The 21,268-nt window shown below is 72.6% G+C and carries 18 protein-coding genes; 14 read left to right on the top strand and 4 right to left on the bottom strand.

The genetic code is table 11. The features are described from left to right. The first annotated feature begins 26 nt into the window (after window positions 1–26). Both OCT49_RS28415 and OCT49_RS28420 read left to right on the top strand, forming a co-directional pair. The gene (locus OCT49_RS28415) at window positions 27–1,388 is read left to right on the top strand and encodes a GH1 family beta-glucosidase (protein ID WP_283854640.1); all 1,362 of its coding nucleotides are present in this window, start codon (window positions 27–29) and stop codon (window positions 1,386–1,388) included. 80 nt (window positions 1,389–1,468) lie between these two features. Further along, window positions 1,469–2,575: an alpha-L-fucosidase gene (locus OCT49_RS28420; protein ID WP_283854641.1), complete on the top strand. Its 1,107-nt coding sequence runs from the start codon at window positions 1,469–1,471 to the stop codon at window positions 2,573–2,575. Window positions 2,576–2,623: 48 nt separating this feature from the next. Here the strand turns inward: OCT49_RS28420 and OCT49_RS28425 are convergent, their stop codons facing one another. Next, window positions 2,624–3,580: a GNAT family N-acetyltransferase gene (locus OCT49_RS28425; protein ID WP_283854642.1), complete on the bottom strand. Its 957-nt coding sequence runs from the start codon at window positions 3,578–3,580 to the stop codon at window positions 2,624–2,626. Window positions 3,581–3,781: 201 nt separating this feature from the next. Between OCT49_RS28425 and OCT49_RS28430 the strand changes: the two genes are divergently transcribed. Beyond that, a complete protein-coding gene (locus OCT49_RS28430) occupies window positions 3,782–4,348 on the top strand; it encodes a DUF1707 and FHA domain-containing protein (RefSeq protein WP_283854643.1) in 567 nt (188 codons plus the stop codon). Window positions 4,349–4,492: 144 nt separating this feature from the next. On the opposite strand, the gene treY is transcribed toward OCT49_RS28430, so the two are convergent. Further along, window positions 4,493–6,862: a malto-oligosyltrehalose synthase gene (gene treY, locus OCT49_RS28435; RefSeq protein WP_283854644.1), complete on the bottom strand. Its 2,370-nt coding sequence runs from the start codon at window positions 6,860–6,862 to the stop codon at window positions 4,493–4,495. Window positions 6,863–6,987: 125 nt separating this feature from the next. After that, window positions 6,988–9,153, bottom strand: a complete 2,166-nt coding sequence (gene glgX, locus OCT49_RS28440; protein WP_283854645.1) for a glycogen debranching protein GlgX — start codon at window positions 9,151–9,153, stop codon at window positions 6,988–6,990. 375 nt (window positions 9,154–9,528) lie between these two features. On the opposite strand from glgX, the gene OCT49_RS28445 reads away from it, so the two are divergent. After that, window positions 9,529–10,761 carry a DUF5919 domain-containing protein gene (locus OCT49_RS28445; protein WP_283854646.1) on the top strand — a complete coding sequence of 411 codons (1,233 nt, stop codon included), beginning with the start codon at window positions 9,529–9,531 and terminating at the stop codon, window positions 10,759–10,761. A 96-nt stretch (window positions 10,762–10,857) separates the two neighbouring features. Then, window positions 10,858–11,586: a 3'-5' exonuclease gene (locus tag OCT49_RS28450; RefSeq protein ID WP_283854647.1), complete on the top strand. Its 729-nt coding sequence runs from the start codon at window positions 10,858–10,860 to the stop codon at window positions 11,584–11,586. 127 nt (window positions 11,587–11,713) lie between these two features. Here the strand turns inward: OCT49_RS28450 and OCT49_RS28455 are convergent, their stop codons facing one another. Next, window positions 11,714–12,580 (bottom strand): phosphotransferase enzyme family protein, encoded by an 867-nt coding sequence (locus tag OCT49_RS28455; RefSeq protein ID WP_283854648.1) that lies wholly within the window; start codon window positions 12,578–12,580, stop codon window positions 11,714–11,716. A gap of 125 nt (window positions 12,581–12,705) precedes the next feature. On the opposite strand from OCT49_RS28455, the gene OCT49_RS28460 reads away from it, so the two are divergent. From OCT49_RS28460 to OCT49_RS28495, 9 genes are all read left to right on the top strand, one after another. Next, the gene (locus OCT49_RS28460; RefSeq protein ID WP_502963427.1) at window positions 12,706–13,656 is read left to right on the top strand and encodes a carbohydrate ABC transporter permease; all 951 of its coding nucleotides are present in this window, start codon (window positions 12,706–12,708) and stop codon (window positions 13,654–13,656) included. Beyond that, entirely contained in the window at window positions 13,653–14,492 is an 840-nt protein-coding gene (locus OCT49_RS28465; RefSeq protein ID WP_283854650.1) for a carbohydrate ABC transporter permease, read from the top strand. Before OCT49_RS28460 ends, OCT49_RS28465 begins: the two co-directional genes overlap by 4 nt. Continuing rightward, window positions 14,492–15,787 (top strand): ABC transporter substrate-binding protein, encoded by a 1,296-nt coding sequence (locus OCT49_RS28470; protein ID WP_283854651.1) that lies wholly within the window; start codon window positions 14,492–14,494, stop codon window positions 15,785–15,787. The genes OCT49_RS28465 and OCT49_RS28470 overlap by 1 nt, the downstream gene beginning before the upstream one ends. A gap of 687 nt (window positions 15,788–16,474) precedes the next feature. Next, window positions 16,475–16,555, top strand: a complete 81-nt coding sequence (locus OCT49_RS40175) for a tryptorubin family RiPP precursor (protein ID WP_350985409.1) — start codon at window positions 16,475–16,477, stop codon at window positions 16,553–16,555. Window positions 16,556–16,670: 115 nt separating this feature from the next. Further along, window positions 16,671–17,714 (top strand): cytochrome P450, encoded by a 1,044-nt coding sequence (locus OCT49_RS28475; RefSeq protein WP_283854652.1) that lies wholly within the window; start codon window positions 16,671–16,673, stop codon window positions 17,712–17,714. A gap of 348 nt (window positions 17,715–18,062) precedes the next feature. Beyond that, window positions 18,063–19,265 (top strand): S8 family peptidase, encoded by a 1,203-nt coding sequence (locus OCT49_RS28480; protein ID WP_283854653.1) that lies wholly within the window; start codon window positions 18,063–18,065, stop codon window positions 19,263–19,265. Window positions 19,266–19,391: 126 nt separating this feature from the next. Next, complete coding sequence (locus OCT49_RS28485) at window positions 19,392–19,967, top strand: DUF1697 domain-containing protein (RefSeq protein ID WP_283854654.1); 576 nt, start codon at window positions 19,392–19,394, stop codon at window positions 19,965–19,967. Beyond that, window positions 19,964–20,362, top strand: coding sequence for a nuclear transport factor 2 family protein (locus OCT49_RS28490; protein ID WP_283854655.1), 399 nt, complete (start codon window positions 19,964–19,966; stop codon window positions 20,360–20,362). Before OCT49_RS28485 ends, OCT49_RS28490 begins: the two co-directional genes overlap by 4 nt. 130 nt (window positions 20,363–20,492) lie before the next feature. Beyond that, window positions 20,493–21,077 (top strand): TIGR03086 family metal-binding protein, encoded by a 585-nt coding sequence (locus tag OCT49_RS28495; RefSeq protein WP_283854656.1) that lies wholly within the window; start codon window positions 20,493–20,495, stop codon window positions 21,075–21,077. The last annotated feature ends 191 nt before the right edge of the window (window positions 21,078–21,268 follow it).

Raw genomic sequence — 21,268 nt, forward strand, 5'->3', positions numbered from 1 at the left:
TCGCTCTTACGGCTGTGGAGGCCGAGATGAATGTGCCGCCGTTCCCGCCCGGTTTCCTCTGGGGAGCCTCCGCGTCCGCGTTCCAGACCGAGGGCGCGGCCGACACCGACGGGAAGGGCCCCTCCGGCTGGGACGCCTTCGCCGCCCAGCCCGGACGGATCAAGGACGGCACCGACACCGCCCGCGGCACCGGCTTCCACCAGCACTACCGCGAGGACGTCGCCCTGCTGGCGGGCCTGGGCGCCGACGCCTTCCGGTTCTCCGTCAGCTGGCCGCGCGTGGTGCCCGGCGGCAGCGGCGCGGTCAACCCGCAGGGGCTCGACTTCTACGACCGCCTCGTCGACGAGCTCTGCGCCCAGGGCGTCGCCCCGGTCCCCACCCTCTACCACTGGGACACCCCGCTCCCGCTGGACGAGGAGGGCGGCTGGCTCAACCGGGACACCGCCTACCGCTTCGCCGAGTACGCCGGAATCGTCGCCGAACGCCTCGCCGACCGCGTACCGATGTGGATCACCATCAACGAACCGGCCGAGGTGACGCTGCTCGGCTACGCCCTCGGCGAGCACGCACCGGGCCGCACCCTCCTCTTCGACGCCCTGCCCGCCGCCCACCACCAGCTCCTCGCCCACGGCCTGGCCGTGCGCGCCCTGCGCGGCGAGGGCGCGGACAACATCGGCGTCGCCGTCTCGCACACCCCCGTCTGGACCGCGGGGGACTCCGACGAGGACAGGCTGGGCGCGGAGCTGTACGACACGCTCACCAACTGGACGTTCGCCGACCCGATCCTCACCGGCCGCTACCCCGACGAGAACATCGCCGCGCTGATGCCGGGCCCGGTCGAGGACGACCTGTCCACCATCTCCACCCGGCTCGACTGGTACGGCGTCAACTACTACAACCCCACGCTCGTCGGCGCCCCCGTCGCGGACGCCCCGGAGGAATTCTCCGGCTTCCGGATGCCCGCCGAACTCCCCTTCGGCATCCGGGAGATAGAGGGTTACGAGAAGACCGACTTCGGCTGGCCCGTCGTGCCCGACGGACTGCGCGAGACCCTCGTCCAGCTCCACGACCGCTTCGGTGACCGGCTCCCGCCGCTCTACATCACCGAGAACGGCTGCGCCGTCGACGAGCCCGCCGCGGACACCCGCCGCATCGCCTACCTGGAGGGGCACCTGCGGGCCCTGCGCACGGCCATCGACGCCGGCGTGGACGTGCGCGGCTACTTCACCTGGTCGCTCACCGACAACGTCGAGTGGATCGAGGGCGCCAGCAAGCGGTTCGGCCTGGTCCACATCGACTACGAGACGCTGCGCCGGACCCCCAAGGACTCGTACGCCTGGTACCGCGACCTGATCCACGCGCAGAAGGCGGCCGGCCCGGCACGCTGACCCGACCCGGTCCGGCCCACCCGTCCCGGGGCCGGACCGGGGGCTTACGAACGGCCCCGGAATGATCAATACTTCGCGCCATGGTCGCTTCCTGGTGGTCCCGGGCCGGACTGGGCATCCTCGTGCACTGGACGCCCGCCTCCGTGCCGGGCTGGGCCCCGCAGCACGTACCGGCGGACGAACTCCCCCTGGCTGGACGCCGCGCGCCGCTCGGCTGGACGTCGCGCGCCGAGTGGTACGAGAACGCGCTCCGCTTCCCCGGCAGCCCCGTCTCGGCCCACCACCGCGCGACCTACGGCACCCGCCCCTACGCCGCGTTCGGGGGCGACTTCAACGACGCGCTGCACGCCTGGGACCCCACCGGCTGGGCCCGCGCCTTCCGGGCGGCGGGGGCCCGTTACGCGGTCCTCGTCGTCAAGCACCACGACGGCTTCTGCCTCTGGCCCTCCGCGATCCGCAACCCGCACCGGGCCGGCTGGCACACCCGGCGCGACGTGGCCGGGGAGTTCGCCGAAGCGGTACGGGCCGAGGGGATGCGCTTCGGCGTCCACTACTCCGGCGGGCTCGACCGGACCTTCGACGGCCGCCCCGTGGCAGGCCCGGCCGACCTCGTCCGGGCGGTTCCGCGCGGCGGCTACCCCGACTACGCGAGTGCCCAGCTGCGCGAACTGACCCGCCGTTACCGTCCCGACGTGCTGCGCACCGACCTCTTCTGGCCCGGCACCCGCATCGACGCCCGGCGCCTCGTCGACTACCACCGGTTCACCGTCCCCCACGGCGTCGCCGACCACCCGGTACCGGCCCCGCCGGTCCGGCACGCACTGCGGCTGCCCGGTGCCGGGACGCTGTACGAGCGGTGGGCGCGCCGCGCCGGAGCCGGGGACGGGGGACGCACCGCGCACGGGCCCGGGAACCGCGGCTTCCGGCCCGGCACCGGCCCGTACGAGGTCACCCGCGACCTCGGCCCCGGCGCCGGCTACAACCGGGCCGCGCCGCCCGGGGCGTTCCTCCGCCGGGCGGAACTGGAGACGCTGGTCCGCGACACCGCCGCCACCGGCGGCAACCTGCTGCTCACCGTGGGCCCGCGCGGCGAGGACGCGACGATCCCCGCCGAACAGCGGCTCCGCCTGGATTGGCTGGCGGAGCGCGCCGGGCGCTCCGGGGCCGCCGCGACGACGGGGGAGTGAGCCGGGACGCCGGGGAAGTGAGCCGGGACGCCTCGCCCCGGCCGGTCCTCAGTCCCAGACCATGTCGAAGGAGCGCTCGAAGTTCACGTACCCCAGACGGGCGAAGGACCTCGCCATCGGGACGTTGCCGAGGTCGGTGGCGGCCCGGATGCGTGCCACGCCGTCCTGCGCGGCCAGCACCCTGGTGCCCTCGGCGAGGATGTCGTCGATGTAGCCGTGGCCGCGCCGGGCGGGCAGCACACCGATATAGGCGATGATCGGGTTGTAGTCGTTGCGCGCCGGAATCACGAACCCGACCGGTTCACCGTCCGGGAGTTCGGCGACGCGCCACCACTCCCGCGGTGTCGAGTACCCCGCCAGCTCCTCGTCGTAGTGCTTCTCGGCCGCCTCGCGGGCGCTGAGCCCGGACGCCAGGTCGGCCTGTCCATGGGCGTCGAGGGTGCCCTCCATGACCGGGGCCATCAGCGCGAGGAGGTCCTCGCGCCCCTCCACCGGGCGGAACCGCAGCCGGCCGCCGTCGGCCGGGACCGGCGTACCGGCCCGCCACTCCAGGCGCAGCCGCTCGACCAGCAGCCGTGCGCCGGAACGTTCCATCACCCGTATCCGTGCCTCGACGGCCTCGCGCACCGCCGGGTCCTCGCGCCAGTCCGGCGGGACGAACCGCCCGTACTCGGGCCGCTTCGTCCCGGCCGGGACGACCACCGCCGTCGCCGTCTCCAGCAGCCGCAGGCCCACCTCGTCGCGCTCGGGCCCGGGCAGGGTGTCGTCGAGGTCGAAGTAGTCGAGCAGCAGCGGAGGGCCCCCGGCCCGGCCCCACCACGCGAGCCGCGCCACCACGCGGTCGCCGCGCAGCGCCACCCACATCCACCCGGGGCGACGGCGCCCGCTCGCCAGGTCGTCGGCGAGCTCGTGGTCGAGCACGTAGGAGAGCTGCTGCCGGAAGAGTCCGAGCTCCTGCGGACCGGCGAGCGGGCGGACGGTCAGTTCCCGCGGGGCATGGGGCACACGGTCTCCTCGAAGGGCGAAAGGCCGTCCGGCGGGCGCCGACGGCTTGCGGCGGCAGACATTAGCCAATCGCCCCGGGTTCCGCGCGGGAATTCCGGCGCGGCTCCTCCCGCCCCGGTGCGCGTGCGTGACACGTGGGCCAAGGCGGGGAAGCCGGGACCGTTCTGGACACTCCGGGGCGGTCGGGCCGACAATTGGCCCGTGACGTCCCCCTTCGAGTCCCACACGTATCCCGTGCGGCTGTCCGACGCCCAGCGCGACCGTGTCCTCGGCGTACTCAGAGACGGCGCCGCACAGGGCAAGCTGTCCCACGACACCTTCATGCGGCGCATGGAACTGGCCCTCACCGCCCGGCGCCCCGAGGACCTGGAGCCGCTCACCGCCGACCTGGAGGGCGGGGGCCGCTGGTCGCGACGGATACTCCGGGTGGTGGGCGGGGTGTCCGGCTTCCCCGGCCGGGTGCGCCGGGTCTGGCAGACCGAACGGCTCCCGAAGCTCCTGCTGCCCGGCCCGAGCCCGAGCCCCCTGCTCATCGGCCGCGACCCGGGCAACGGCCTGCGGCTCAGCCACGAGACCGTCTCCCGGTTCCACGCGGAACTCACCGTGCGGGACGGCCGGTGGCTGCTGCGCGACCTCGGCTCGACCAACGGCACCTGCGTCAACGGGCAGCGGGTCATCGGCACGGTCCCGGTCCGCGAGGGGGACCAGGTGAGCTTCGGGCAGATGAGCTTCCGCCTCTCCGTACCCGTCCCCGGCCCGCCCGCCTGAGCACCGGCACGCCGGACCGGCGGCCCGCGCCCGCACGGCGCGCGGACCCCGTACGGCTCCCGGCCGCACGGCCCGCGGAGCCTCGGCCCCAGACCCGGCCGAGCCGCGCCGCCGGGGCCGCCCGTGACCGGCGGAGCCCCGTCGTCAGACCCGGCCGAGCAGCGCCACCGGCCGGTCGGCGAAGAGCTCGGCGAGCGCGACCGACGCCCCGCCGAACTCCCGGCCGGGCGCCAGCAGATCGGCCCACGGCCCGTCGTCCGGCAGCACCAGCTCCGTATCGTGCCAGCCCCCCGACTCGGCCAGCCGCAGCGACAGCCTGGTCACCGCGGTGACCACCTGGCCCCCGCGGCAGAACGCCAGGCAGTGCGCGGCCGCCGGACCCCGCGCGCCCAGCGGGGTGTACGCGCCCGCCGCGCCGAACACCTCCGGCCGCTCGCGCCGCAGCCGCAGCACCGTCGCGGTCAGCCGGCTCTTCTCGCAGGCCGGGGCGTCGGCGGACGGGGCGCGGAAGGGGCGGCGGTTGTCCGGGTCGACCAGCGCCACGTACTCCCGTTCCGTGCCCTGGTACAGGTCCGGCACGCCCGGCATCGTGAGGTGCACCAGGGCCGCCCCCAGCACATTGGCCCGCGCGTACGGGGCGAGCGCGGCCGTGAACCGGTCCAGCGTCTCGCGCACCGGCCCGGTGCCGGCGGCCGGACCGGCCGCCACGAAGTCGACCACCGCCCGCTCGTACGCCGGATCGGGCTCGGTCCAGCCGGTGCGCAGCCCCGCCTCGCGGACCGCCTTCAGCAGCGCCGGCTCCAGCCGGCCCGCCACCTCGCCGGCCGGCAGCCCCGCGCAGCCCACCGCGGTCTGCCAGGCCTGCCAGGCGAACTGCGCGTCGGGAGCGGCGACCGGCACCGCCCGCCCCAGTTCCGTGAGCAGCCCGGACCACTTCTCCGGACACTCCGTCAGCACCGCGATCCGGGCCCGGACATCGGCGCTCCGCTTGGTGTCGTGGGTGGTCAGCACCGTGCCGCCGGCCGACCGGTCGGCGGCCGACCGGGCGCAGAAGGCGTGGAACTCCTCCGGCATCACCGCGGGCCGCCCGGGGTTCCCGCCCACCTCGTTCGCCGCGATCAGCGGCAGGTACCGGTAGAACGCGGCGTCCTCGACCGACTTGGCGCGCAGCGCGGACGCGGTCTGGGCGAACCGGACGCAGAACGCCTCCCGCTCCGGCCCCGCCCCCAGCCGCCCCAGAGCCAGCTCCCGCACCACGTCGACCGCCGAGGCCTCCTCCGGGACGGCGAACGTCGCCCGCGCGTCCCGCACGGCCGATTCCGGGAGCGTCGCCGCGGCCTCCTGCGAACAGGGCCCGCCGGCCGTCACGTACGGGCGGTAGACGGGCACCCGCACGAGCAGTTCGCGCACGGCGGCGCGCAGGGCCCACGGGGCGTGGTCGCGCAGCGCCGGGTCGGCGGCACAGATCCGTACGGCGAGCCGGGTCAGCACCCCGGTCTCCGCGGCCAGCTCGTGCGTCACGACCCGGTACGCGGCCCGGCGGACGGTCGAGGTCCAGTCGCCGCCGAGCCCGTCCGCCGGCCCGGCGTACTCCCGGTAGCGGCCGACCAGCTCCGCCGCGCCCATCGGGTCGACGAACAGCCCGTCGACCCGGTGCAGCGCCTCGTACCCCGTCGTCCCGGCGACGGCCCAGCCCGCGGGCAGCCGCTCGGCGGGGCCGAGGATCTTCTCCACCACCGTCCACCGCCCGCCGGTCGCCGCCGCGAGCCGGTCCAGGTAGGCCGCCGGATCGGCGAGCCCGTCGGGGTGGTCGACGCGCAGCCCGTCGACGACGCCGTCCCGGACCAGTTCGAGGATCTTGCCGTGGGTGGCGGCGAAGACCTCGGGGTCCTCCACCCGCACCCCGATGAGGTCCGAGACCGTGAAGAACCGCCGGTAGTTCAGCTCGGTACGGGCCAGCCGCCACCAGGCGAGCCGGTAGTGCTGGGCGTCCAGCAGCTCGGGCAGCGGCAGCCCCGCGGTGCCGGCCCGCAGCGGGAACTCCTGCTCGCCGTGGCGCAGCACGTCCCCGTCCACCCGCAACCGGCCGATCTCCTCGCCGAGCCGGCCGCCGAGCACCGGCAGCAGCACCTTGCCGCCGCCCGCCGCCCAGTCGATGTCGAACCAGCGGGCGTACGGGGATCCGGGGCCCTCGCGCAGCACCTCCCGCAGGGCGTGGTTGTGCCGGGGGTGGGCGGCCATGTGGTTCGGCACGATGTCCAGGACCAGCCCGAGACCGTGCGCCCGCGCCGTGCGGGCCAGCTCCCGCAGCCCTTCCTCGCCGCCGAGTTCGGCCCGCACCCGGCCGTGGTCGACGACGTCGTAGCCGTGCCGGGAGCCCGGCACGGCCTCCAGGACGGGGGACAGATGGAGGTGGGAGACACCGAGCCCGGCGAGGTACGGCACGGCGCGTCCCGCCGCCGAGAACGGGAAGCCGGGCTGGAGCTGGAGGCGGTAGGTGGCGGTGGGCGTCATGCGGACGTTCGTACCCGGCCGGACGGCTTCCGTGTCACCGGACGCCGCAAAGGGCTCGACCGGCGGTGTCCCGGTGGCGGCCCGGCCCGCCACCGGGACCATCGCCCCCGGCCCGGCGCGCGGCGTCACGCGGGCCGTTGCAGCACCACCATGCTCCGCCCGACCAGCGTCACCCGATCGCCCGCCGCCACCTTCGGCCCCGCACCGGGCAGCACCCCGGCCGGGCGGGCCGTGTCGACGACCACCAGCCACTGCCGGCCGTGGTTGACCGGGACGGAGAACTCCAGCGTCTCGGCGCTCGCGTTGAACATCAGCAGGAACGAGTCGTCGGAGATCCGCTCGCCGCGCGGTCCCGGCTCCGAGATCGCGTGCCCGTTCAGGAACACCGTCAACGCCTTGGCGTGCGCGGCCTGCCAGTCCCGCTGCGTCATCTCGTGGCCCTCCGGCGTGAACCACGCGATGTCCGAGAGCTCGTCGTGGGTGCCCTCCACCGGGCGGCCGTGGAAGAACCGGCGGCGCCGGAAGACCGGATGGTCGCGGCGCAGCCACACCATCGCCCGGGTGAACTCCAGCAGACTGCCGGCCCCCGTGCCCCCGCCGTCCCCCTCCGCCCCGTCGGCGCCGGCCCGCGCGGCGTCCACGGGGTCGGGCCAGTGCACCCAGGACAGCTCGTTGTCCTGGCAGTAGGCGTTGTTGTTGCCCCGCTGCGTCCGCGCGAACTCGTCGCCGTGGCTCAGCATCGGCACGCCCTGCGACAGCATCAGCGTGGCGATGAAGTTCCGCATCTGCCGCATCCGCAGGTCCAGCACCTCGGGCCGGTCGGTCTCGCCCTCGACACCGCAGTTCCAGGACCGGTTGTGGCTCTCGCCGTCCCGGTTGCCCTCCCCGTTCGCCTCGTTGTGCTTGTCGTTGTACGAGACCAGGTCGTGCAGGGTGAACCCGTCGTGGCAGGTGGTGAAGTTGATGGAGGCGAGCGGACGCCGCCCGTCGTCCTGGTACAGGTCCGACGACCCGGTCAGCCGGCCGGCGAACTCGGCGAGGGTCCTCGGCTCACCCCGCCACAGGTCCCGCACCGTGTCCCGGTACTTGCCGTTCCACTCGGTCCACAGCGGCGGGAAGTTCCCCACCTGGTAGCCGCCCTCGCCCACGTCCCACGGCTCGGCGATCAGCTTCACCTGGCTGACCACCGGGTCCTGCTGCACCAGGTCGAAGAACGACGACAGCCGGTCCACCTCGTGGAACTGCCGGGCCAGGGTCGCCGCCAGATCGAAGCGGAACCCGTCCACGTGCATGTCCGTGACCCAGTACCGCAGCGAGTCCATGATCAGCTGGAGCACGTGCGGCGACCGCATCAGCAGGGAGTTCCCGGTGCCCGTGGTGTCCATGTAGTACCGCTGGTCGTCCGCCAGCCGGTAGTACGAGGCGTTGTCCAGGCCCCGGAAGGAGAGCGTCGGGCCCAGGTGGTTGCCCTCGGCGGTGTGGTTGTAGACCACGTCGAGGATCACCTCGATGCCCGCCTGGTGCAGTGCCCGCACGGCCTGCTTGAACTCCAGCACCTGCTCGCCCCGGTCGCCCCAGGAGGCGTACGCGTTGTGCGGGGCGAAGAAGCCGATGGTGTTGTAGCCCCAGTAGTTGGCCAGCCCGGCGTCGGCCAGCCGGTGGTCCTGGACGAACTGGTGCACCGGCATCAGTTCGATGGCCGTGACCCCCAGTTCCGTCAGATGGGCGATCACCTCCGGGTGGGCCAGCCCCGCGTAGGTGCCGCGCAGCTCCTTCGGCAGCCCCGGATGGAGCATCGTCAGACCCTTCACATGGGCCTCGTAGATCACCGTGCGGTGGTAGTCCGTACGGGGCCGCCGGTCGTCCCCCCAGTCGAAGTACGGGTTGACCACCACCGAGGTCATGGTGTGCGGCGCGGAGTCGAGGTCGTTGCGCGCGTCGGGCCGGCCGAAGGGGTAGCCGTACACCTCCTCGCCCCACCGGATCTGCCCGGCGACCGCACGGGCGTACGGGTCGAGCAGCAGCTTCGCCGAATTGCACCGGACGCCGCGCTGCGGTTCGTAGGGCCCGTGGACCCGGAATCCGTACCGCTGTCCCGGCATCACCCCGGGCAGGTAGGCGTGGCGGACGAAGGCGTCGGTCTCCCTGAGTTCCACCGCCGTCTCGGAACCGTCGTCGTGCAGCAGGCACAACTCGATTCGGTGGGCGGCCTCCGAGAAGACCGCGAAGTTGGTCCCGGCGCCGTCGTACGTGGCGCCGAGGGGGTATGCCTGTCCCGGCCAGACCTGCATGGAATCGACTCTTCCCCTTCGGATCCGGGTGATTCGGGGCTCTGGGGCTTTGGGGGCGTTTGTTCCGTATCTCTCCCGAAATCTTCCCCGAAAGACGTGCGGCTGCCTAGGACGTCACGCGGTCCGGTCAACATCGAACCCCTCCGTGTCGCCCGGAACCGCGAAGCGCACCCGGCCGGATCGCACATCCGGCGCCCGGACCGGGAAGGGGCCCCAATCACTATGAATCCCCTCACTACGGCAGATCTCACCGTCGGGAACCGGCCCGCTCCGATGGGGAGTTGGTGAAGCAGCATGCGGATCGGGCTGCACCGGCTCCCGCTCGCGGAGTACCCTTCCTTGATCGTTGGTGGGGGAGTGGAAGGCGGTGCGCGGGTGAGCTCGGGAGGGATCGAGCTACCCCCGGGTGACACGGGTCACGAGGGGGATTCCAGCGACGTCCCACCAGGGGCGGTGTCACTTGCGCGGCCCATGGAGATCGGCGCGGAACTGGACTGGGGGGCGGAGGCCTGGAGCGAGGTGCGCACGCGCGCCCAGCGGGCCGGACGCGCCTACATCTGGCTCAACCTGGTGGAACAGCGGCTGCGCGCGGTGGTCGCCGCCGTGCTCCGGCCCATCTACGAACCGGTCCACGGCGAGGACTGGGTGGTGGCCGCCGCCGGCCCCGCCGGGCAGGAGTGGGTGCAGCGCGCCGTCGCCGTGCGCGAGGTCTCCCGCCGCAAGGGCTACCTGCTGGACCCCGCCGACGACAACGTCCTCAGTTTCCTCACGCTCCCGCAGCTGCGCGAGCTGATGGTCCAGCACTGGCCGTGCTTCGAGCCGTACTTCGACGACCGGCGCGAGGTGGAGCTGGCGCTCGACGAGCTGGAGGTCGCCCGCAACGTGGTCTCCCGCAACCGGGCCCTGAACAAGGCGGTCCTCGCCCAGGCCGAGCGGGCCTCCGCCCGGCTGCTGGAGATCCTGGGCAGCGGCGCCGCCGTCCCGTCGGCCGACCGGCTCCCGGTCGACGCCGTCGAGGAACTGGTCGGCGACCGGTACGCGGACGTGGTCTCCGTCCACGCCGACCGGGTGCGGCTCCAGCGCCAGTTGCCCGCCGAGGACCTCTTCGGCGGGGCGCGCCGGCTGGACGCGATCGGCATCGGGCTCAACCTGCTGGTGCAGAACTTCTCCGGCCGCAGGCTGATCCGGCTCGCCGAGTCGGGCTGCCGGGTGCGGCTGCTCTTCATCAACCCGGCCAGCAGCGCGGTCAAGCGCCGCGAGCGGGAGCTGGGGATCAAGAAGGGCGAGCTGAGCCGGTCGGTGGAGATGAACATCCTCCACATGCGCCGGGTCCGCTCCAAGCTCCGCGACCCGGGCGCCTTCGAGATCCACGTCTTCGACGAGACGCCGCGCTTCACGGCCTATCTGGTGGACGGCGACGGAACGGACGCGGTCGGGGTCGTCCAGCCCTATCTGAGGCGCGCACGCGGCATGGAGGCGCCCGTGCTGGTGCTGCGCGGCGGCGGGCGCGCCGTGGTCCGGGCCGGGCAGGACAACGAGCACGGACTGTTCGAGACGTACCGCGAGGAGTTCGAATCCGTGTGGACGGACTCCCGCCCCGTTTCCTGAGGGCGACCCGTCTCCTGAGGGGCCGCGGCGGCGTTGTCAGTGGTGCGTGCGAGGGTGGACGCACATGGGGGAGAGCACCACGAAGGAGGTTACGGGATGAGCTGGCACCGGGAGGCGCTGGTCGGCTTCGACCTGGAGACGACGGGTACGGAACCGCTGGAGGCCCGGATCGTCACGGCGGCGGTCATCGGCGTCGACGGCCGGGACGGGGAGCCGGTGCGCCAGCGCACCTGGCTGGCGGATCCGGGCGTTCCGATCCCCGAGCCGGCCTCCGCGATCCACGGCATCAGCAACGAGCGGGCGGCGGCGGAGGGCCGGCCGGCGCGCGAGGTCGCCGACGAGGTCGCCGGGACGCTCACGGAGTACTGGCGCCGCGGAGTGCCGGTCGTGGCGTACAACGCGGCCTTCGACCTGACCCTGCTCACGGCGGAGCTGCGGCGCCACGGGCTGCCCTCGCTGAGCGACCGGCTCGACGGGGCGGGGATCGGCCCGGTCATCGACCCGTACACCATCGACCGGGCCGTCGACCGCTACCGCAAGGGCAAGCGCAACCTCGAAGCGGTCTGCGTCGAGTACGGCGTGGTGCACGGCGGCGCCCACGACGCGGGGGCGGACGCGCTGGCCGCGGTCCGGGTGGCGTACGCGATAGCCGAGCGGCACGGCTCGGTGGCCGCACTGACCGCCGCCGAGCTGCACGAGCGCCAGGTGGAGTGGTACGCGCAGTGGGCGGCGGACTTCCAGCAGTTCCTGCGCCGCAAGGGCACGGCGGACGCGGTGATCGACGGCCACTGGCCCCTGCGGGAGCCGGCCGGCGTCCCGGGCTGAGCCTCCCGGGCCCGCCCGGTCCGAGGACCGGGCACGGGCAGGGATGCCGGACGGTGCGGGCCCGCCCGAAGACGCCGCCCGCTCCGGGACGCGCTCCGGGCGGCCGGAGGCGCCCCGTGACCGGTGCTCAGAACGGGTACCACCGCACCGCCGGGTCGCCGTCCCGCAACGACGCCACCCGGCGGCGGAACTCCGCGAGCGCCCGCGGATTGGCCGGGGCGTGCTGGGAGACCCACGCGCAGCTGGCCGTCTCCCGCGCCCCGCGCAGCACCGCGCAGCCGTCCCACTCGCGGACGTCCCAGCCGTAGCCGGCGGTGAAGGCGTCGTACGCCTCGGGCGCCAGGCCGTACCGGTCCCGGGACAGCGCCAGGACGACCAGGTCGTGCTCGCGCAGATCCGCGGAGAAGGTCTCCAGGTCGACCAGTACCGGCCCGTCCGGGCCGACGTGGACATTACGGGTAAGGGCGTCCCCGTGGATCGGCCCCGGCGGCAGATGGGGCACCAGCGCCGCCGAGGCCGCCGCGAAGCCGTCGCGCCGCTTGCGCAGGTAGTCGGCGTCGGCCGGGTCGATGGCGTCACCGGCGAGCCGCAGCCAGCGCTCAACCCCGCCCAGCAGCTCACGGCGCGGCAGGGAGATTCCCTCCGGGGCGGGCAGCGCGTGCACCAGGGCGAGCAGCCCGGCCAGATCCCGCGGCTCGGCGGGGCGCACGGCCTCGGGAAGCCGGTGCCAGAGCGTCACCGGGTGGCCCTCGACCAGGCGCGCCCCCGCCTCGGCGGCGCGCACGGCGGGGACCCCCGAGTCGGCCAGCCAGCGGGCGACGGCCACCTCGCGTTCGGCCCGCTCCCGCAGTTCCGGGTGGCGCACGGCGTCCCGGCCGACCTTGACCACCAGGTCGCCGACGGCGAACACCGCGTTCTCGCCGAGCGCGAGCAGCTCCGCACCACCGGACAGTCCGGCAGCGGCCAGCACCTCGCGCGCACGCATCTCGTTCATGGATCCGATTTTCGCATCCGTGCAGGTCGCCTTGACGAACCCACGGGCCCTCAGCACGATGACGGGGGCCACCTGAGCGGCCAGAACGGTATGAAACCGATCGAATGACGCAAGGGGGCGAATCAATGGTATTGGCGGATGCAGCCGTGGATTCCGGGAAGAAGGGCCCACCCGGTGGCCCGCCCGGCGGACAGTCCCGGCCGGTCCATCGGAACGTCGGCGCCTGGTTCCTGGTCCTGCCCGCGCTGATCCCGATCCTGGTCCTCAGCGTCGGCCCCCTCCTCTACGGCATCGCGCTGGCCTTCACCGACGCCCAGTCCGGCCGCACCCGCGCCACCCAGTGGGTGGGCGGGCTCAACTTCCAGGACCTGCTCCACGACACCCTCTTCTGGGACTCTTTCCGGATCGGGCTGCTGTGGGCGGTCGGCGTCACGGTCCCGCAGTTCGTACTGGCCCTCGGCCTCGCCCTGCTGCTCAACCAGAAGCTGCGGCTGCGCTGGCTGGCGCGGGCCCTGGCGATCATCCCGTGGGCGATGCCCGAGGTGGTCGTCGGCATCATGTGGCGCCTCGTCTACCACCCCGACGCGGGTGTCCTCAACGAGACCATCCGCGACCTCGGCCTGGGCGACGGCCGGGACTGGCTCACCGGACTGGCCACCGCCCTGCCCGCCGTGATCGTCGTGGGCGTCTGGGCCGGCATGCCCCAGACCACCGTCGCCCTGCTCGCCGGACTGCAGAACACCCCGCACGAACTCCACGAGGCGGCGGCCCTGGACGGGGCCGGTGCCTGGCGCCGCTTCCGGACCGTCACCTGGCCGGCGCTCAAACCGGTCGCGCTCGCCATCACCGCCCTCAACTTCATCTGGAACTTCAACTCCTTCGCCCTGGTCTACGTACTGACCAACGGCGAACCCGGCGGCCGCACCCGGCTGCCCATGCTCTTCGCCTACGAAGAGGCGTTCCACTACGGACAGTTCGGCTACGCCGCCGCCATGGGCTGCGTGATGGTCGCGGTGATCTCCGTGATCCTCGCGGTGTACCTGGCCGGCCGGCTCGGAGGGGGCGAGGACCGATGAACCCGCGCACCGGCGGACCGGCACGCGCCGCGCAGTACCTCGTGCTCCTCGGGTACCTCGTCTTCCTGGCGTTTCCGTTCCTGTGGCTGATCTCCACCGCCTTCAAACCGGCACGCGAACTGGGGTCCCTGCACCCCACCTGGATCCCCGAGAACCCGACGCTCGACAACTTCCGCACGGCCTTCGACGAACAGCCGCTGCTCCAGGCCGCCGCCAACTCCCTGCTCGCCGCGGCCTGCGCCGCGTTCCTCGCGGTCCTCGTCGCCACCCCCATGGCCTATGTGATGGCCCGTCACCGCTCCAGGCTCTCGACGGCCGCCACCGGATGGGTCGTGGTCAGCCAGGCGTTCCCGATCGTCCTGATGATCATTCCGCTCTTCCTGATCCTGAAGCACCTGCATCTGATCAACACCCGGTGGGGGCTGATCATGGTGTACGTCGTCTGGGCGCTGCCGTTCGCGCTCTGGATGCTGACCGGATACGTCCGGGCCGTGCCCGTCGAACTGGAGGAGGCCGCCTCGGTGGACGGCGCGGGTCGGCTGCGCACGCTCGTCTCGGTCACCGCCCCGCTGCTGGCCCCCGGCATCGTCGCCACCGCGCTCTTCGCCTTCATCACCGCGTGGAACGAGCTCTTCTTCGCGCTCGTCCTGCTCAAGACGCCGGAGAAACAGACCCTGCCGGTCGTGCTGACCCACTTCATCGGGGCGGAGGGGGCGGCCGACCTCGGACCGCTGGCCGCCGCCGCGTTCCTCGCCACCCTGCCCTCGCTGGTCATCTTCGCGGTCATCCAGCGGCGGATCACCGGCGGCATGACGGCCGGGGCGGTGAAGAGCTGATGCGCGCGTCCCTGACGAGGACGGCCGCCGCCGCGACCGCGGTGCTGGCCCTGCTGCTCACCGGCTGCGCGGGACCGGACAACGGGGGCGACGACGGGAGGATCGAGCTCACCTTCCAGTCGCTCGCCTGGCAGAAGGAGTCCGTCGACGCCAACAAGCAACTGGTGAAGGAGTGGAACGAGACCCACCCGGACATCCATGTCAGCTACGTCCAGGGCAGCTGGGACACCGTCCACGACCAGCTGCTCACCTCCTTCGAGGGCGACGAGGCGCCGGACGTCATCCACGATGCCTCCGACGACCTGGCCGACTTCGCGTACGGCGGCCACCTCGCCGACCTGCGCGGACTCCTCCCCGCCCGGCTGACCGCCGACATCCCGCGGGAGAGCTGGGAGACCACCACCTTCGGCGACGGCGTCTACGGGGTGCCGTTCCTCCAGGAACCCCGGGTCCTGATCGCCAATGCCAGGATCCTGAAGGAATCGGGGGTCCGCATCCCGACGCCCCGGAACCCCTGGAGCTGGGCCGAGTTCCGGCAGATCACCGGGGAACTGACGAAGGAGGGCAGGTACGGCGTCGCCTGGCCGCTCAAGGAGCCGGTCTCCGTCACGCTGAACCTCGGCCTCTCCGGCGGGGGCAAGCTCTTCCACCGGGGCGCCGACGGCAAGGTGACCATCCGCGCGGACGAGGGCGACCGGGTCGTCCCCGGCGTCATCCACGACCAGGTCAACACCGACCGCAGCGCCTCGCGCACCGCGCTCGGCATGGGCGGCTCCGACACCCTTCCCGGCTTCTTCGGCGGCAAGTACGCGATGGTCCCGCTGGGGTTCTCGTACCGTCAGCAGGTCGTCGAGCAGGCCCCCGAGGGCTTCGAGTGGATGGTCCTGCCGGCCCCGGCGGGCAGCGGAGGACTCGCCCAGGGGGTGAGTCCGCAGACCCTCTCCGTCTCGGCGGCCAGCCCGCACAAGAAGGCGGCCGCGCAGTTCATCGACTTCCTGCTCCGGCCGCCGAACATGGTGCGCCTGGCCAAGGGCGACTGGATGCTCCCGACCGGCACCGCGGCGCTCGCGGACCCGTCCCTGCACACCGCCGAGAACGGCTGGGCGACCGGCGTCGCCGTCGCGGAGGAACTGCGTCCGGCGCCCGCCCAGTCGGTGCGCGGCTACCCGGAATGGAAGGACAAGGTCGCGACCCCCGCCCTCCAGGAGTACTACAGCGGTGCGATCGGGGCCGAGGAGCTGAGGAAACGTCTGGTCGACGACGGGAACCGGGTCCTGGCCCGTTATCAGCGCTGAGCCACCGCCCACCGCTCTCCGCCCCACCGTCCACCGCTCTCCGCTCACTGCCCCACCGCCCGGTGCGCGGCGGCGGGAGGCCGCCCTCCCGGCGGTCCCGCCACCGTGTACCGGGCGGTCCCCGCAGTTCCCCGGACGGATGCCGGGGCGTTTCGGTTTCATCGGCGAATCAATTTTTTATCCAAATGGATCCGGGATTACCGACCGGTACGTTTATTTGGTTCCTCCGCCTCGCGGTTTCCGTGGTCGCGCGGAAAGCGAAAACCCGGTTCTAAACATCGTGCATTGTCAGAGATTCAGACATTCGGTGGGTGAATTCGACTCTTCAGGCCCTTGTGTGCACGCGCTCGCAAGGGTATGGGAATCGATCGTGGCTTCCCTCGTCTTCCCTGCTCAGCGCCGTCGGTGTGACGGGGGTGGGGTGCAGAAACTGGACGCCTGGACGCTTTTCCGGGTCGGTCCCTCCGGCCCTCCTCCCCGGTCGGTCATTCCGTCATGTTCTCCATATTTGCCGCAAGTCGCACGCGACGCAAAAGAAGTCATTGACAAGCGCTTTCTCGCTGGGCTTCACTCTTTTCGGCGGTGAGCGGCAAGGGAATTCCCTGCCCGAGGCGGGGGCTGATGTCGCGAACAGGCCGAGTCATGCCCTGTGAATGCAAATTCAGAGTAAAAGGTGGAGGTGCTGTTATGAAGTTCCTTTTCTTGCTCAAGGACAAGATGACGCCGGAGAAGAGCCTGAAGGCGTACGCCTGGTACCACTGGTACTAAACCGGCAGGGCGGTCCTTCGTCGCGAGGGACACGGTCAGTCGATTCGGGCCCGTGTCCGGCCAGGCCTCATCGGCCCGCCGGGCGCGGGCCCTTCCCGCTTCTTGGAGACCATCGATGCACATGTCCGGTACCGGCAGCCGCGCCCGGGAAGTCGTCTTCGCGCCGAGGCTCCAGGCGCTCCTGCGAGACCACCGGGGCGAGGACGTCTTCCGCCTGGACCCCGGCACCGTCGGCGTGGCCGGAGCCGCCCTGTCCGACCGGATCCTCGCCGCCAGACCGGCCACCGAGGACGAACGCCCCACGTTCAAGCCCCTGCACGGGCGGTCCATTCCGCGCGCCGAGGCGTCGACGGTCATGCGGGCCATCGGCCGGGACGTGCGGACGGCGCTGAAGAAGCCCGTCGGGGCGGTCGACCTCTCCGGCGAGTGGCCGCACGTCGGCCACGTGTTCCTGCGCGACCTCGTCCTGGAGGGCGACCCCTACCGGCTGCGCATCCTCATGGACCGCGCCCTGGAGCTGACGCCCAAGCTCACCTGGACGGTCATCGCCGCAGGGGCGGCCCTGCCCGGCCGGCTCCGCCCCGGCGCGCCCGTCTCCGCCATCGCGGGCCTGACCGCCGAGGCTGAGGGGTACGGCGACCGCCGCTATGCGATGGGGCTGTACCGGCGGGCGGCGGCCCCGGTCTGCTTCACCGTCTCGACGCTCGTCGCCAGTGCGCTCTGGCTCGGCTCGCCCTTCGACGACGACACCTCGAACCGGAACATCCTGTACGAGGCCATGCGCCTGCTGCCGCCGTCCTGGAACATCCTGCGGAGGGCGTCGCCGGAGTACCCCGCCCTCGACTCCCGGATCGGCGCGGGCGACGACGTCCTGATCCTGCCGCTGCTGAGCCACCGCGACCCCGCGCTCTGGGAGGACCCCGACGAGTTCCGCCCCGAACGCTGGGACGGGCTCGACCCCGAGGACCACCCCGGCTACCTCCCCTTCGGGCACGCCTCGGAGCGCTGCTGGGGCCGGCACATGGTGATGCCGCTCGCCGAGATGCTGCTCGACCGGCTGCGCGCCGACGGCCTGACGGCGAGTCCGGAGCAGACCACCGCGAAGGTGCCCCTCGCCGGGCTGATGGGGGTCTCCGAGGTGCGGGTCGTGAGGGCCTGAACCCGTTTCATCACGTCGTGAGGGCTCTGTGAACATGGGGGGCGGATTCAAGCCGCCCCCGCCTTCACGGATGCCCTCCGTCAGGCCCCTTCTTCCCGCTCGCGAAGCGGGCCGATAGTGCCTGACGTGGGCGGCAAGTCCGGTGCGCGCGGCGGGCGTTGCGGTGGCGTCGCCCGGCTCGGGGGCGACTGGCCGGTTTCTTATTACGAAACTTTGTTGAGTAAGTCACAGCCGCAGGAAGCTCTTGATCTGGGCGCGTCAATCGGTCAGGGTTTCGAGCCAGCCCCCCGGAGATCTTCCGGCCGGGGGTCAATCCCCCCACAAAGAATGACGAGGAGACCCCTCTTCATGGCAACTCACAAGCGCTCAGGCCGGATCAAGCTGACCGCGGCGATAACTGCGGTCGCCGCAGCGGCCGGTGTCACCCTGCTCAACACCTCGCTCGCCGGGGCCGCCCCCGCTCCCAGGACGGGTGTCGTCTACGGCGCAAACGCGGCGGACGCCGTCGCCGGCAGCTACATCGTCATGCTGGACGGGAAGGCCGACAAGGCGGAGCTCGCCAAGGAGTACGGCGGCAAGCTGAAGCGCAACTACAGCTCCGCCATCAACGGCTTTTCCGCCAGCGGCCTCTCGCTCGCCGAGGCCAAGCGCCTGGCGGCCGACCCGGCCGTCTCCAAGGTCGTCCAGAACAAGAAGTTCCACATCAGCGAGACCCAGCAGAACCCGCCGTCCTGGGGCCTGGACCGGATCGACCAGACCGAGACGACCGGCGACGACGCGTACACCTACCCGGACAGCGCCGGCGAGGGCGTCACCGCGTACGTCATCGACACCGGTGTTCGCATCACCCACGAGGAGTTCGAGGGCCGGGCCACCTCGGGCTACGACGCCGTGGACGACGACGACAGCGCCGACGACGGCAACGGCCACGGCACCCACGTGGCGGGCACCATCGCCGGTGCCACCTACGGTGTCGCCAAGAAGGCCGACATCGTCGCCGTCCGCGTGCTCGACGACTCCGGCTCGGGCACCACCGAGCAGGTCGTCGCGGGCATCGACTGGGTCACCGAGAACCACGAGGGCCCCTCCGTCGCCAACATGAGCCTCGGCGGCGGCGCGGACGAGGCGCTCGATGCCGCGGTCCAGCGGGCCATCGCCTCCGGCGTCACCTTCGCGGTGGCCGCGGGCAACGAGTCCACCGACGCGAGCGGCAGCTCCCCGGCCCGCGTCCCGGAGGCCATCACGGTCGCCTCGTCCACGGTGGACGACGAGCAGTCGGACTTCTCCAACTACGGCTCGATCGTGGACATCTACGCGCCGGGCTCGGACATCACCTCGTCGTGGAACGACAGCGACGACGCGTCCAACACCATCTCCGGCACGTCCATGGCGACCCCGCACGTGGTCGGTGCCGCCGCCGTCTACCTGGCCGGTCACCCGGACGCCACCCCGGAGGAGGTCGCCACGGCGCTGACCGAGGGCGCCACCCCCGACGCGATCTCCAACGCGACCGAGGGCACGCCGAACAAGCTGCTGAAGGTCGTCGAGTAACCGACGCCCCACCGCAGCCGTGAGCGGGTGAACGCCGCCCGGCACGACGGAACCGGAGGCCGCCGCGCCCTCCCCCACGGGGCGCGGCGGCCACACGGTGCGAAGAGCTCGCCCTATGGTGTGGCCATGACGATGTACGCGGCGCTGTTGCGCGGGATCAACGTGGGCGGCCACAAGCGGGTTCCGATGGCCGAACTCCGCACACTGCTCACCGAACTGGGCCACGGAGACGTCCGTACCCATCTGCAGAGCGGCAACGCCGTCTTCAGCAGCGCGGCCGACGACGAGAACGCCCTCGCCGCCGAGCTGGAGCAGGCCGTCGGGGAACGGTTCGGCTTCCCGGTCCCCTGCCTGGTCAGGGACGGCGCCTACCTGGCGGGGACCGCGGCGGCCTGTCCGTTCCCGGCCGCCGGACTCGAAGGCAAACAGTTGCACATCACGTACTACGACCGGCCGGTCGACGCCGACCGCTTCGCCCGGATCGACCCGGCGGCCTTCCGCCCCGAGGAATTCCGCCTCGGGGACCGCGCGCTCTACCTCTACGCCCCCGGCGGACTGGGCACCTCGAAGCTCGGCGCCGCGCTGTCCCGCACCTCCGTCACCAAGGACCTCGTCGCCACCTCGCGCAACTGGAACACCGTGGTCAAGCTGGTGGAGATGACATCGGCGACCGGGGCCGCGCAGGACGGAGCCCGCGCATGAGCGAACCGTCCCCCGGCGTGGCCGCGGCGGTCGAGGGCGAGCTGCGCCTCCTGGACCCGGCCGTACGCGCCTCCGCCGAACTCCTCTCCCGGGTGCTGCACCCGGAGTACCGCGAGATCGACCACGAGGGCCGGATCTGGGACCGCGACACGATCATCGCCGAACTCACCGGCGCGGACGCCCCGCGCCCCGGCCCGCTCACCGCGTCCCGGATGAGCGGGGTCCAGTTCGGCGACGAACTCGTCCACCTCACCTACGACACCGAGACGAAGGGCCACCTGTCCCACCGCAGTTCGCTCTGGCGGCCGGCCGGTGACGGCTGGGTGCTGTACTTCCACCAGGCCACGCCCTTCACCGCCGAGGACCCCGGTCCCGGCTCAGGCACCGGCCGCTGAGCCGGTTCAGCGACGCCCCGGCCGCTGCGTCCGGGGCGCCCGGGGGAGCCGCACCGGCCGGGGCGAAGCCCGTACGGGTCCTGTCGCTTTTCTTCAATCCCCCTTCCCGGGCCGGTCATAGGCTGCGGACATGAAGAACGAGCACGCCCACATGACCGAAGTCGCCGCCGAGGCGGCCCGTGTCGCCCGCTCCATCGACGCCGCACAGCTCGACGCGGAGAAGACCCCCTGCGGCGACTGGGACCTGCGGGGACTCATCAACCACTGGGTGCTCTACACCTCCCACGGCCTGGAGCACCGGGCCCTGCGCAAGGACCTCCCCGACGAGCTCACCGCCCGGGACTTCACCGCCGACGCCGACTGGGCGCAGCAGTACGCCGAGCAGCTGGACCGGGCCGTCGCGGCCTGGGCGGACCCGGCCGTCTGGGAGGGGGAGGTGGACCTCGGCGGTTCGACCTCGCCGGCCGCCGACATCGCCGCGATGCTCATCGAGGAGACGGCCCTGCACGGCTGGGACGTGGCCCGGGTCGTCGGGGAGGAGTTCCGGCTCTCCGACGGGGCGGCCGCGTACGTCCTCGGCGTCGTCGACAGCACCGCCGCGCTCTACCGGCAGTACGACGGCTTCGCCGACGAGGTCACCGTGCCCGGATCGGCGTCGCTCTTCGAACGCGCGCTGGCCCACAGCGGCCGGGACCCGCACTGGACCCCGGCCTGAGTCCCGGTCCGCCGGAACCCCGGCCTGAGTCCCGGTCCGCCGGAACCCCGGTCTGAGTCCCGGTCCGCCGGCCCGTCCGCGTCGAACGCGCGCAGGCTCTCGGCGTCGGCCTGTCCGGCCTGCGGGATCAGGGTTTCCACGGTGGGCATCGGCGGATGCCACCGCCCACGGCCGGCCTTCCGCCGGTGGAT

Source organism: Streptomyces sp. ML-6 (assembly GCF_030116705.1).
GTDB lineage: Bacteria > Actinomycetota > Actinomycetes > Streptomycetales > Streptomycetaceae > Streptomyces.